At 62.7% G+C, this 12,098-nt stretch carries 12 protein-coding genes; 8 read left to right on the forward strand and 4 right to left on the reverse strand.

Annotated features, from left to right (window positions below):
- Positions 1 to 2 precede the first annotated feature (2 nt).
- The 3 genes from NKH50_RS02440 to recJ all read left to right on the forward strand — a co-directional run bounded on the left by NKH50_RS02440 (position 3) and on the right by recJ (position 4,345).
- On the forward strand, positions 3 to 1,316 hold the full coding sequence (locus NKH50_RS02440; protein ID WP_352876453.1) for a homoserine dehydrogenase: 1,314 nt from the start codon (positions 3 to 5) through the stop codon (positions 1,314 to 1,316).
- Between the two features lie 200 nt (positions 1,317 to 1,516).
- A complete protein-coding gene (glpX, locus tag NKH50_RS02445; RefSeq protein WP_352620512.1) occupies positions 1,517 to 2,500 on the forward strand; it encodes a class II fructose-bisphosphatase in 984 nt (327 codons plus the stop codon).
- A 60-nt stretch (positions 2,501 to 2,560) separates the two neighbouring features.
- Positions 2,561 to 4,345: a single-stranded-DNA-specific exonuclease RecJ gene (recJ, locus tag NKH50_RS02450; RefSeq protein WP_352876455.1), complete on the forward strand. Its 1,785-nt coding sequence runs from the start codon at positions 2,561 to 2,563 to the stop codon at positions 4,343 to 4,345.
- A gap of 21 nt (positions 4,346 to 4,366) precedes the next feature.
- Here recJ and NKH50_RS02455 read toward each other — a convergent pair whose 3' ends face one another.
- The 3 genes from NKH50_RS02455 to folE form a co-directional block, all read right to left on the reverse strand.
- Positions 4,367 to 5,338 carry a patatin family protein gene (locus NKH50_RS02455; protein ID WP_352876457.1) on the reverse strand — a complete coding sequence of 324 codons (972 nt, stop codon included), beginning with the start codon at positions 5,336 to 5,338 and terminating at the stop codon, positions 4,367 to 4,369.
- Between the two features lie 84 nt (positions 5,339 to 5,422).
- Positions 5,423 to 5,893, reverse strand: coding sequence for a phosphoribosyl-AMP cyclohydrolase (gene hisI, locus NKH50_RS02460; protein ID WP_352479758.1), 471 nt, complete (start codon positions 5,891 to 5,893; stop codon positions 5,423 to 5,425).
- A 10-nt stretch (positions 5,894 to 5,903) separates the two neighbouring features.
- Positions 5,904 to 6,566: a GTP cyclohydrolase I FolE gene (folE, locus tag NKH50_RS02465; protein ID WP_254818364.1), complete on the reverse strand. Its 663-nt coding sequence runs from the start codon at positions 6,564 to 6,566 to the stop codon at positions 5,904 to 5,906.
- Between the two features lie 239 nt (positions 6,567 to 6,805).
- Between folE and NKH50_RS02470 the strand changes: the two genes are divergently transcribed.
- On the forward strand, positions 6,806 to 7,252 hold the full coding sequence (locus tag NKH50_RS02470) for an iron-sulfur cluster assembly scaffold protein (RefSeq protein ID WP_023720146.1): 447 nt from the start codon (positions 6,806 to 6,808) through the stop codon (positions 7,250 to 7,252).
- Here NKH50_RS02470 and NKH50_RS02475 read toward each other — a convergent pair.
- On the reverse strand, positions 7,249 to 8,163 hold the full coding sequence (locus NKH50_RS02475) for a LysR substrate-binding domain-containing protein (RefSeq protein ID WP_352876461.1): 915 nt from the start codon (positions 8,161 to 8,163) through the stop codon (positions 7,249 to 7,251). The two genes, NKH50_RS02470 and NKH50_RS02475, sit on opposite strands and share 4 nt — an antisense overlap.
- 91 nt (positions 8,164 to 8,254) lie before the next feature.
- Between NKH50_RS02475 and NKH50_RS02480 the strand changes: the two genes are divergently transcribed.
- From NKH50_RS02480 to thrS, 4 genes are all read left to right on the forward strand, one after another.
- On the forward strand, positions 8,255 to 8,422 hold the full coding sequence (locus tag NKH50_RS02480; protein WP_352876463.1) for a hypothetical protein: 168 nt from the start codon (positions 8,255 to 8,257) through the stop codon (positions 8,420 to 8,422).
- A 67-nt stretch (positions 8,423 to 8,489) separates the two neighbouring features.
- Positions 8,490 to 8,876 (forward strand): membrane protein insertion efficiency factor YidD, encoded by a 387-nt coding sequence (gene yidD / locus NKH50_RS02485; protein ID WP_502906828.1) that lies wholly within the window; start codon positions 8,490 to 8,492, stop codon positions 8,874 to 8,876.
- Between the two features lie 145 nt (positions 8,877 to 9,021).
- Positions 9,022 to 9,834 carry a class D beta-lactamase gene (gene blaOXA / locus NKH50_RS02490; RefSeq protein WP_352876465.1) on the forward strand — a complete coding sequence of 271 codons (813 nt, stop codon included), beginning with the start codon at positions 9,022 to 9,024 and terminating at the stop codon, positions 9,832 to 9,834.
- Between the two features lie 168 nt (positions 9,835 to 10,002).
- Positions 10,003 to 11,976, forward strand: coding sequence for a threonine--tRNA ligase (thrS, locus tag NKH50_RS02495; protein ID WP_352876467.1), 1,974 nt, complete (start codon positions 10,003 to 10,005; stop codon positions 11,974 to 11,976).
- The last annotated feature ends 122 nt before the right edge of the window (positions 11,977 to 12,098 follow it).

The raw sequence follows: 12,098 nt of genomic DNA on the forward strand, positions 1-12,098 counted from the left end.
ACATGGCTGAAGCGTTGCGTGTTGGAATTGCCGGCCTCGGCACCGTCGGTGCGTCTGTGGCCCGTGTGCTGCGCGACAAGGCGGCCGAACTGACGCGGCAGTGCGGACGCGATATCGTGGTGTCGGCGGTTTCGGCCCGCGATCCCAAACGCGACCGCGGCGTTGATCTTGGCACAGCACAGTGGTTCGACGATGCCGTCAAGATGGCGCAGATCGCCGAGATAGATGTCTTCGTCGAGCTGATCGGCGGCGACGAAGGCCCGTCGCGCTCGTCCGTCAAAGCGGCGCTCGAGGCCGGCCGACATGTCGTTACCGCAAACAAGGCATTGCTTGCCAAGCACGGGGTGGCATTGGCCGAGATCGCCGAGAGGAAAGGCGTGCTGCTCAATTACGAGGCGGCGGTGGCCGGCGGCATTCCGGTTATCAAGACAATGCGCGAGGCGATGGCCGGCAATTCGGTGACCCGCGTTTTCGGCATCCTCAACGGTACCTGCAACTACATACTGACACGCATGGAGGCCGAGCGCCTGTCCTTCGATGCCTGCCTGAAGGACGCGCAACGGTTGGGCTATGCCGAAGCCGACCCGACCTTCGACATCGAGGGCCACGACACCGCACACAAGCTGTCGATCCTGACCAGCCTGGCTTTCGGCACGAGGATCGCCGCCAACGATATCTATATGGAGGGCATCTCCAACATCAGCCAGGCCGATATCCGTGCGGCCGGCGATCTCGGCTACCGGATCAAGCTGCTTGGCGTCGCCCAACGCACCGAAAGCGGCATCGAGCAGCGCGTGCATCCGACCATGGTGCCGACGGCCTCGGTCATCGCGCAAGTGCACGGCGTCACCAATGCGGTGGCCATCGAGACCGACATCCTCGGCGAATTGCTGCTCTCCGGCCCCGGTGCCGGCGGCAACGCCACCGCATCGGCGGTGATCGGCGACATTGCCGACATCGCTAAAAGCCGGCCTGGCTTCCAGCATGGTCCGGTTTTCGGCCGGCCGGCGAAGGAGCTCAAGCCCTATAAGAAGGCGCAGATGCGCAGCCATGCCGGGGGTTATTTCATCCGGCTGACCGTGCACGACCGCCTCGGCGTCTTCGCGGCAATAGCCAAGCGCATGGCCGACAACGACATTTCGCTGGAATCGATCGTCCAGCATGCCGCCGGTCCGGAAACCGAGGCACAGAAGACCGTCATCCTGGTGACCCACGAGACGACCGAGGCGGCGGTGCGCAAGGCCGTCGACGGCATCACCAGGGACAGCCTTCTGACCGACAAGCCGCAAGTCATCCGCATCGAGCGGGCCGGATAGAAGTCTCCTTATTTGCCTTTAATCGATTGATATTGCTGCGTTTTCAAAAAGGTCCAGCGCAGGTCTTGCTGTTGTCACGGGGCTTTGACACAAGGAGCGCGTCTCTGGCGGGAGGCTAATGCATGTCGCCCAAAAGTGTGCGGCGGTTTTTGGGACGACGACATGCATGAAAACAAAGTGCCAACGAGGATTGTCCATCGATGAATGTGGCCCAGAACATTGTCGCCGGCCTCGACCGGATACTGACCATGGAATTGGTGCGCGTCACCGAACGCGCCGCGGTCGCGGCCGCCAGATTGCGCGGACGCGGCGACGAGAAAGCCGCCGACCAGGTTGCGGTCGATGCCATGCGGCAGGAACTCAACCGTCTTGCCATCAACGGCACGGTAGTGATCGGCGAGGGCGAGCGCGACGAGGCGCCGATGCTTTATATCGGCGAGGAAGTCGGTACCGGCAAAGGCCCGGCTGTCGACATCGCGCTCGATCCGCTCGAAGGCACGACGATCTGCGCCAAGAACCTGCCCAACGCATTGGCCGTTATCGCCATTGCCGAAAAAGGCAGCCTTTTGTTCGCGCCGGATGTCTATATGGACAAGATCGCGATCGGCCCGGGCTATGCCGACGGCATCATCGACATCGATGCCTCGCCGGCCGAAAACATCGCCAGCCTCGCCAGGGCCAAGGGCGTGCCGGTGGCGGAGATCACCGCCTGTATTCTCGACCGGCCACGCCATGGCGCGTTGATCGAAGCCGTGCGGGCGACCGGCGCCGCGATCCGTCTGATCGGCGACGGTGATGTCGCCGGGGTCATCCACACCACCGACCCTGACGAGACCGGCATCGACATCTATCTCGGCACCGGAGGCGCGCCCGAAGGCGTGCTCGCAGCTGCCGCCTTGCGCTGCACTGGTGGCCAGATGCAGGGCAGGTTGATCCTCGATACGCCGGAAAAGCTGGCGCGCGCCGCCAAGATGGGCATCTCCGACCCTAAACGGATCTACCACACGCAAGACATGGCACGCGGCGACGTGCTGTTTGCCGCGACCGGCGTCACCGACGGCAATATGCTGGCCGGCGTCAAGTTCGGCCGCAATTTCATCACCACGCACACGATCGTGCTGCGCTCGTCATCGCGGACCGTGCGCGAAATCAAGGCCAGGCATCAGGATCTGGAAAAGTTTTGATTTCGACTCAGTTAGCCGTTGCATATTGTGCGCAATGACAAATTGCAGACGGCGCACCACGTGACGGGGGAAAGACGCTTTTTCCTCGATGTAAGGCAATCGGCCACCGGCGTTTCCTGGGAACACCGGCTGACCGAGCGCCAGGACATGGCCGCGCTCGCCATCGCGCAAGGTTATGGCGTGCCCGACATCGTGGCGCGCGTGCTGGCCGGGCGCGGCGTCACCGCCGATCAGACCGAGCGGTTCCTCGATCCGACCATCCGCAACCTGCTGCCCGACCCGGCATCGCTGACCGACATGGACAAGGCCGCCTCTCGCATCGCCCGAGCGGTGATGGCCAGGGAAAAGGTAGCGATCTTTGGCGACTACGATGTCGACGGCGCCGCCTCGTCGGCGCTGCTCAAGCGCTTTCTCGCGCATTTCTCGGTGGCGTCGGAGATCTACATACCGGACCGCATCTTCGAGGGTTACGGCCCAAATCCGGAAGCGATGCGCGAACTCGTCTCGCGCGGCGCGACGCTGATCGTTACAGTCGATTGCGGCACCAACAGCGCTGCTTCCATCGACGCCGCAAAGGCCGCCGGCGCCGACGTCGTGGTGCTCGATCACCATCAGGTCGGCGGGCCGTTGCCGGCGGCGGCTGCGGTCGTCAACCCAAATCGCGAGGACGACCTTTCCGGCCAAGGTCATCTCTGTGCCGCCGGCGTCGTCTTCCTTTGCCTGGTGCAGACCGCGAAGATCCTGCGCGGCCGCTTGCCGGATGCCGCACCGCCGGACCTGCTTGCCCTGCTCGACCTGGTGGCGCTGGGCACAGTCTGCGACGTGGTGCCGCTCACCGGCGTCAACCGCGCCTTCGTGGTCAAGGGGCTGCAGGTGGCGCGGCAGCAGAGAAACGAAGGGCTGGCGGCGTTGGCGCGGGTGTCGCGTATAGGCGAGCCAATCAGCACGTTCCACCTGGCCTTTCTGATCGGTCCGCGCATCAACGCCGGCGGGCGCATCGGCGACGCAGCACTTGGCAGCCGCCTGCTTGCAACCGACGACCCGGTCGAAGCCCGCACCGTTGCCGAGACGCTGGATCGACTCAACCAGGAGCGGCAGTCGATGGAGCAGGAGATGCTGGCCGCGGCGCGCTCAGAGGCCGACGCCGAGCTTGCCGGCGGCAATGGTCCGGCCATCGTGGTCACAGCCAGCAGCAACTGGCACCCGGGCATTGTCGGCCTCCTTGCCTCGCGGCTCAAGGACCATGCGCGCCGGCCCGCATTTGCCATTGCCTTCAACGCCAATGGTGTCGGTACCGGTTCAGGCCGTTCAGTGTCTGGTTTCGACCTCGGCCGGCTGGTGCGCGAGGCGGCCGATGCCGGACTTATCGTCAAGGGCGGCGGCCATGGAATGGCGGCCGGCATCACTGTCGAGCGGGCGAAGCTCGGCGAACTCAGGGCTTTCTTCGAAGAGCGCGCGGCGGTGGACGTGTTCCGCCTGCAAGGCGAGGAGAGCCTGGCGATCGACGGTGCGCTTGCCGCCGAGGGCGCGACGCTCGCGCTGCTCGATGCACTTGAGAGGGCAGGGCCGTTCGGCGCAGGGCATGTCGCGCCGGTGTTCGCGCTGCCGCGCCACCGGCTTGTCGATGCGCGGGCGGTCGGCACCAACCACATCCGCGCCGACCTGCAGTCGGAAAGCGGCGGCCGCATCCAGGCGATCGCCTTTCGCGCCGTCGATACCGCGCTCGGCGAATTCCTGTTCAAGAACAGGGGTAAGCCGGTGCATGTAGCCGGCTCGCTGTCGGGCAACCACTGGAACGGCAACCGCACGGTGCAATTTCGTATCGTCGACGCGGCGCTTGCCTGAGAAGCTCGCTGTCCGCTCTGCCTAAGCGAGGACGGTCTGCAGCCGGGTCAGGTCGCCGATCTGCGCCATCGTTGCCTGGTAGCCGATACGGATTGCTTCGTCGGCGCGGTGGAATTCGGTCAGGCCGATATGGCTGAGCTTCGGCTGCAGCGATATGTCCGGCGGGTCGCCGGCCAGCCTGGCGCGCGAAATGCGATCCTGAATGATGTTGAAGGCCTCGACCATAACGCCGGTAATGCCGAGCCGCGTCTCGCGCGACTGGCGTTCGGGATCGGCGTGGCCACCTCTTGGCGCGTCTTTCTCAATGACCAACTCGCCGGCGCTGTGCTTGATCACCGCGGCGCGGCCGAACAGATCGTAGTGGAGGTTCACCGCGACCACGAGCGGCTGCTCGTAGGCACGGCAAACCGAGACCGGCACCGGATTGACCAGGGCGCCGTCAACCAGCACACGCCCATTGCAGGCGACCGGCTCGAACACGCCGGGCAGCGCGTAGGAGGCGCGCATGGCGGTGCTCAACGAGCCGCTCGACAGCCATATCTCATGGCCGGTGCGGATTTCCGAAGCGACGCAGACGAACGGTTTTGGCAGGTCCTCGAAGCGGATGCCGGCTATGTGCTCGCGCAGCCGCGCATCGAGCTTCATGCCACCGAACAGGCCGCTGCCGCGTAGATTGAGGTCGAGAAGGCCAAAAATGCGCCGCCTGGTCAGGCTGCGGGCGAATTCTTCCAACTCGTCGAGCTTGCCGGCAACATAGCAGCCGCCGACCAGCGCGCCGATCGAGGTGCCGGCGATCATCGACACTTCGATGCCGGCTTCGTCAAGCGCGCGCAGCACGCCGATATGCGCCCAGCCGCGCGCACAGCCGCCGCCCAATGCCAGCGAAATCGCTGTTTTGCCCGGAGATTTGGTTTCGGATGCGCCCGCGGCCGAGGAGAGGCCATTCGCCTCCCGAACGTCAGGTCTGTTGCGCAATGACGCCCACTCGAGCATCACAATCTCCCTTGTCCCACGGTCATCCTACAGGCGGGCCGTATCGAAATCATGAATACACGTGGCTGAAGTGCTGCGAATGGTTCATATTGATGGTGTATTGGGCTTTCGATAGGTTTTTTCCGCATCGAACAGCGGCTTGCTGCCGTCGCTGGCAAGCGTCCCTTTGCCATCGCTCAGCCCCACCGTCCGATAAAAGCATGAACGTCGGCCGGTGTGACAAGTTGCTTCATGACCCAGCACTTTGACGCGCAACCATATCGCGTCCTGGTCACAATCCGTGAGCATCTCGACGACCTGCTGGACATTGCCCGAGGTTTCGCCCTTCTTCCACAGCGCGTTGCGCGAACGCGACCAGTAGTGCGCGATGCCGGTCTCGAGCGTCAGCGCCAGCGCCTCGGCATTCATATGCGCGACCATCAGCAGCATGCCGTCTTCGGCATCGGTGACGACGGCGGTGACGAGGCCGCCGGCATCGAAGCGCGGCGAAAGGACCGTGCCTTCCTCAAGCGCCTTCTTGTCTGAGGGAGCTTTCGGGAATTCCAATGCCGACATTCGCCGGTCCTTATTTGACGAAGGTGGGGCGGGTCTGATCAGTTCCGCCGCCGCGCACCATGGTGACGAAGCGGACCTGCTCTTCGGGTGTATCCTTGAAGGCGCCGGTGAAGGTCGAGGTCAGCGTGGTGGAGCCCTGTTTGCGGATACCGCGCATGGCCATGCACATATGCTCGGCCTCGAGCATGACGGCGACGCCGCGCGGATTGAGGACGTCCTGGATGACGCCGGCAATCTGCGCCGTCATCGCTTCCTGGGTCTGCAGGCGATGGGCGAAGATGTCGACGACGCGGGCGATCTTGGACAGGCCGACAACCTTGCCGTCAGGCAGATAGCCGACATGCGCCTTGCCGATGATCGGCACCATGTGATGCTCGCAATGCGAGTGGAAGGATATGTCCTTGACGAGGACGAGGTCGTCATAGCCGGCGACTTCCTCGAAGGTGCGGCCAAGTTCCTCGGCTGGGCACATATCATAACCGTTGAACATTTCGCGGAATGCCTTGGTGACGCGCTTCGGCGTGTCGATCAGGCCCTCGCGGTCAGGGTTGTCGCCGGTCCAGCGCAGCAAGATGCGCACAGCGGCTTCGACTTCGGCCTCGCTCGGCCGGTCGGTGACCGGCTTTTCCATATAGGCGGACCGCGGCATGAGTTTCTTGATAACGGCGTCCATAAAGGCGTCTCCCGTAGTTCCTCTCTCAGGAGGAACGAGTTGAACGGACCACGACCTTTCGGGTGTCAGAAACTCGCCCGGTTTCCAGCCCGTAAGTGGCGTGAACGGAATTGGGCATGACGAGGTTTGTGGTCGCCTTGTCGATACCCGACTACCGCCATTATATATGTTCGTGCCGAGCGAAAGGAAGCGCCAGAGCGGCAATGACTGTTCGCTGGGCGGCGACGGATTGGAAAAATATGATCGACGATGTCTACAATGCGAAAATTCTGGGTTTTGCCGGAAACATCGCACGGATCGGCCGGCTCGACCGGCCCGACGCAACCGCACGAGCACATTCCAAGCTGTGCGGCTCGACGGTGACCGTCGATCTGAAGATGGATGATGGGGTCGTCAGCGATTTCGCGCATGACGTGAAGGCCTGTGCGCTTGGCCAGGCGTCCTCTTCGATCATGGCGCAGCATGTCGTCGGCGCCAGCGCCGAAGAATTGCGCAGCGTGCGCGAGACGATGCTGAAGATGCTGAAGGAAAATGGCCCGCCGCCCGAAGGCCGCTTCGCCGACCTGAAATACCTGGAACCGGTGCGCGACTATAAGGCGCGCCACGCCTCGACCATGCTGACGTTCGACGCAGTGGTCGACGCCATCGGCCAGATCGAAAAGAAGCGGGCGGAACAGGCGGCTTAAGCCTTGGCAAGGAAACGCCGGCTTTCGGCGAATTCCGCCCGGACCCAGTCGGCAAAAGCTCTGGCCGGCTCTGAAAGGTCATTCAGCCTTCTGGCCACCAGCCAATAGGCGCCGGACGCGACGTCGATGTCGAAAGGCTTGATCAGCGCGCCGGACGCAAGTTCTTCGCCGATCTGCAGAAGATCGCCCAGCGCGACACCATGTCCAAGCAAGGCTGCCTGCTTCGAAAGCGAAGCATCCGCCAGCATCGGGCCGCGCGCAGGCACGGCCTCAGCCGTCACGCCGGCCGCTTCGAACCAGCGCGCCCAAGCCTGACGGTTTTCTTCGTGCAGCAATGTGTAGCGACCAAGGTCGATGGGTTTTTCCAGAGCTGGGCCGGATGCAAGAAGCGCCGGCGACAGGACTGGTGAATCGATGACCGCGGCAAGCTGTTCGGCTTCGCTGCGTGGCCATGAGGTGGCGTGCGCACTGAAGCGTAGGGCAAGTTCGGGCTGATCGCTGCGAAACTCTATCAACCTCGGGTCGACCTCAAGGGAAACGTCGATATCGGGTCGCAACTCGCGAAAGCGGTTGAGCCGCGGCACCAGCCATTCGGATGCAAGCGATGGTTCGACGCTGACACGGACCACGGACTGCGTCTGGGCCGCCGTCAATTCCGAAAGCAGCCTGTCGATGCCCTCGAAACTTCTGACCAACTGGTCGAGCAGCCGCCGGCCGGTGTCGGTCAACTCGACGCGGCGATGATGGCGGAAGAACAAAGGTTGGCGCAGGAAGGTTTCGAGCTCGCGGATCTGGCGGCTGATCGCCGCCTGCGAGACATAAAGCTCCTCGGCCGCACGGCTGAAGCTGAGGTGACGACCGGCTGCTTCGAAGCTTCTAAGCGCCGTCAGGGGGAGGTGTCCGCGCTTCATTCGCATAACTCAGAGTTATCTGACGTGGACGTTATACTCGTTTGAAGGGCAAGGCCAGCGGCGCTCTAATCGGCGCTCAAGGAGTGCTGCCATGATCCAGTTTCTCAACGTTCTGGGCGATGTCGTGCGGATCGCGACGTTTCAATGGCATGACGAGAAACCGCATAGGGATTGGTGCGAGGAGAGGCCGCCGACCAGCGTCGCCGTATGCCGGAAGCCGACGCCCGACCGCTACCCGGTTCGCCGTACCAGGCCCTGACGGGATTGCCAGAACGGCATTGCGTTCCTGGCCCGATGCGCACATCTATCGTGTAGGGAAACGCGATGTGGAGACTGCGGTGGTCGGCCAACATCGGCATGCGCACGGCGCCAGGCCGATTCGACAAGGACGCAACTGGCCCGGCCCGTGGCGCAAGACGCCGGGCCGCCTCCTCGGCACGTCGCTCGTCCGGCTCTACCAGCTGACGCTGTCAGGCTTCGTCGGCAATTCCTGCCGGCATCTGCCGACCTGTTCCGAATACGCATACGAAGCGATCGCCCGCCACGGGCTGTGGGCCGGTGGCTGGATGGGGGTTTTCCGGGTGCTGCGCTGCGGACCGTTCGGAACGCACGGCATCGACCCCGTACCGGAAATCCTGGCTGATCGTTACCGTTGGTTCACGCCATGGCGGTACTGGCGGATCAGGAAAAAACGTGGCGACCTAGACAGTTGACCGCAACTGTTCGGTGAACAACCGGACCGCTTTTACGATCTGGTAGGGTTAACCGCAGCTTGCGCGGACATAGCGCATTTAAGACAAAATCGAGACAAGACGCCTCGCTAAGCCGCTCCTGACACCCTTCAGGAGAGATTGCCAAATGCGCCGGATAGATCGTCTTCCTTTCGTTTTCGCCGTGGTTCTCTATGTCCTGGCGTGGCTGTTGGGTTTTCCGATCCGTGCGCAATCGGCGCCGCTCGGGGACGTCGAATGCACGCTGATCGTCGACGCCGCAGGCGGCGAGACGCTGTATCGCGAAGGGACCTGCGATCAGCGCGTCAGCCCCGCCTCCACGTTCAAGGTTCCGCTGGCGCTGATCGGCTACGATGCTGGAATCCTGAGCGACGAGCACACGCCAAGCTGGGAGTACAAGGCAGAGTTCAATGCGCCGAAACGGGACCGCAAGACCGTCGACCCGACGATCTGGGAAAGGGATTCGGTCATATGGTTCTCACGCGAGATTACGCGCCGGCTCGGCAGCAAACAATTTGCCGGCTATGTGTCGAAATTCGAATATGGCAACACGGACGTTTCCGGAACTCCCGGCAAGAATGATGGACTCACCCATTCCTGGGTGAATTCTTCGCTCGAGATATCGCCCGTCGAGCAGGTCGATTTCCTGCGCAAGCTGCTGGCGCGAAAACTGCCGGTTTCGAACAAGGCCCACGCCATGACCGGTGCGATCATACCGACGTTTCGAGCAGGCGATTGGACGGTGCAGGGCAAGACCGGGACGACCGGGCTCGGCGACGCCGACAAGCGCTCGCTTGGCTGGTTTGTCGGCTGGGCGCAGAAGGATGCTCGCAAGATCGTCTTTGCCCGCCTGGTAATCGATACGGAACGTTCCGACACGCCCAAGGGACCCAAGACGCGGGCGATGTTCCTGAAAGAGCTGCCGAATCTCGTCAGGTGACCATATCCGGCTTTACGGCGCCGAAAACTGTCCATAAAAGACCGCTCGCCGCCGGACGCATCCGGCTCTTACTTGATGTATGTCGTAACCCCCAAAACAGCTAGGCAGTTTTGAGCGACGTGCATTTTACCACCCGCGCTCGTTTGCGGGACTGGATAGGAGAATCTTATGCTGAATTCCGTTTCCCTGACATTTCCCGATGGCTCCGTCCGCGACTACGACGCGGCGATGACCGGCGCCGGCCTGGCGGAATCGATCTCGAAGTCGCTGGCCAAGAAGGCCGTTGCCTATTCGATCGACGGCACGTTGCGCGACCTTTCCGACCCGATCGGCAAATCGGGCAAGCTCGAAATCATCACCCGCGAGGATCCGCGTGCGCTGGAGCTCATCCGTCACGATGCAGCCCATGTGCTGGCCGAAGCCGTGCAGGAACTTTGGCCGGGAACGCAGGTGACCATCGGGCCGGTGATCGAGAACGGATTCTACTACGACTTCGCCCGCAACGAGCCGTTCACGCCCGACGATTTCCCGGTGATCGAGAAGAAAATGCGCGAGATCATTGCGCGCAACAAGCCGTTCACCAAAGAGGTATGGTCGCGTGAAAAGGCGAAAAGGATCTTTGCCGACAAGGGCGAGCGCTACAAACTGGAGCTGATCGACGCCATTCCCGAGGATCAGGATCTCAAGATCTATGCGCAGGGCGACTGGTTCGACCTTTGCCGCGGCCCGCATATGGCCTCGACGGGCCAGATCGGCAGCGCCTTCAAGCTGATGAAGGTCGCCGGCGCCTATTGGCGCGGCGATTCGAACAACCCGATGCTGACGCGCATCTACGGCACGGCCTGGGCCGACCAGGCGCAGCTCGAAGCCTACCAGACGATGCTGGAGGAGGCCGAGAAGCGCGACCACAGGAAACTCGGCCGTGAGATGGACCTGTTCCATTTCCAGGAGGAGGGGCCGGGCGTCGTGTTCTGGCACGCCAAAGGCTGGAGGATGTTCCAGAACCTGGTCAATTACATGCGCCGCCGTCTCGACGAGCAGGGCTATCAGGAGGTCAACGCGCCGCAGGTGCTCGACAAGAGCCTATGGGAGACGTCCGGGCACTGGGGCTGGTACCGGGACAACATGTTCAAGGTGACGGTTGCTGGCGACGACACCGACGACGACCGGGTGTTTGCGCTGAAGCCGATGAACTGCCCCGGCCACGTCCAAATCTTCAAGCACGGGCTGAAGTCCTACCGCGATCTGCCGGTAAAACTTGCGGAATTCGGCAATGTGCATCGCTATGAGCCGTCCGGCGCGCTGCACGGGCTGATGCGCGTGCGCGGCTTTACCCAGGACGATGCCCACATCTTCTGCACCGAGGAACAGCTCGCCGACGAGTGCATCAAGATCAACGATCTGATCCTCTCGACCTATGCGGATTTCGGCTTCGACGAAATCACCGTCAAGCTGGCGACCCGCCCCGAAAAACGGGTCGGCACCGACGCGATGTGGGATCATGCTGAGAGCGTGCTGCAGGACGTGCTCGACAAGATCGCGGCGCGGTCGGGCAACCGGATCAAGACGGGCGTCAATCCGGGTGAGGGCACGTTCTACGGGCCGAAGTTCGAATATGTGCTGAAGGACGCCATCGGCCGCGACTGGCAATGCGGCACCACGCAGGTTGACTTCAACCTGCCGGAACGGTTCGGTGCCTTCTATATCGGCTCCGATTCGGAAAAGAAGCAGCCGGTAATGGTGCATCGTGCCATCTGCGGCTCGATGGAGCGGTTTCTGGGCATCCTGATCGAGAATTATTCCGGCCATTTCCCGCTCTGGTTCGCGCCGCTGCAGGTGGTGGTGGCGACGATCACTTCCGATGCCGACGATTACGCGCGAAACGTCGTCGCGCAGTTGAAGGCGGCCGGGCTGATCGCCGAGGCCGACCTGCGCAACGAGAAGATCAACTACAAGGTCCGGGAGCATTCGCTGGCCAAGGTCCCGGTCATCCTCGTCTGTGGCAAGCGCGAGGCCGAGGAAGAAACGGTCAATATCCGCCGTCTCGGTTCGCGCGACCAGGAATCGCTTGGTCTCGCAGCTGCCGTGAAGCTGCTTGCCGACGAGGCGGTGACACCCGACCGCAAGCGCCGCGCGGCCTGAACCAGCCGACCTGCAATGAATGGCGGTGGAGCGATCCACCGCCATTTTCAGATGACTGTTGCGCCGCGCGCCTATCCGGCAAATCGATCGACGTGCGCTTCGGTCAGGTGCTGAATGAGACG

The sequence above is a fragment of the Mesorhizobium sp. M1027 genome, assembly GCF_040318745.1.
Classification (GTDB): Bacteria; Pseudomonadota; Alphaproteobacteria; order Rhizobiales; family Rhizobiaceae; genus Mesorhizobium.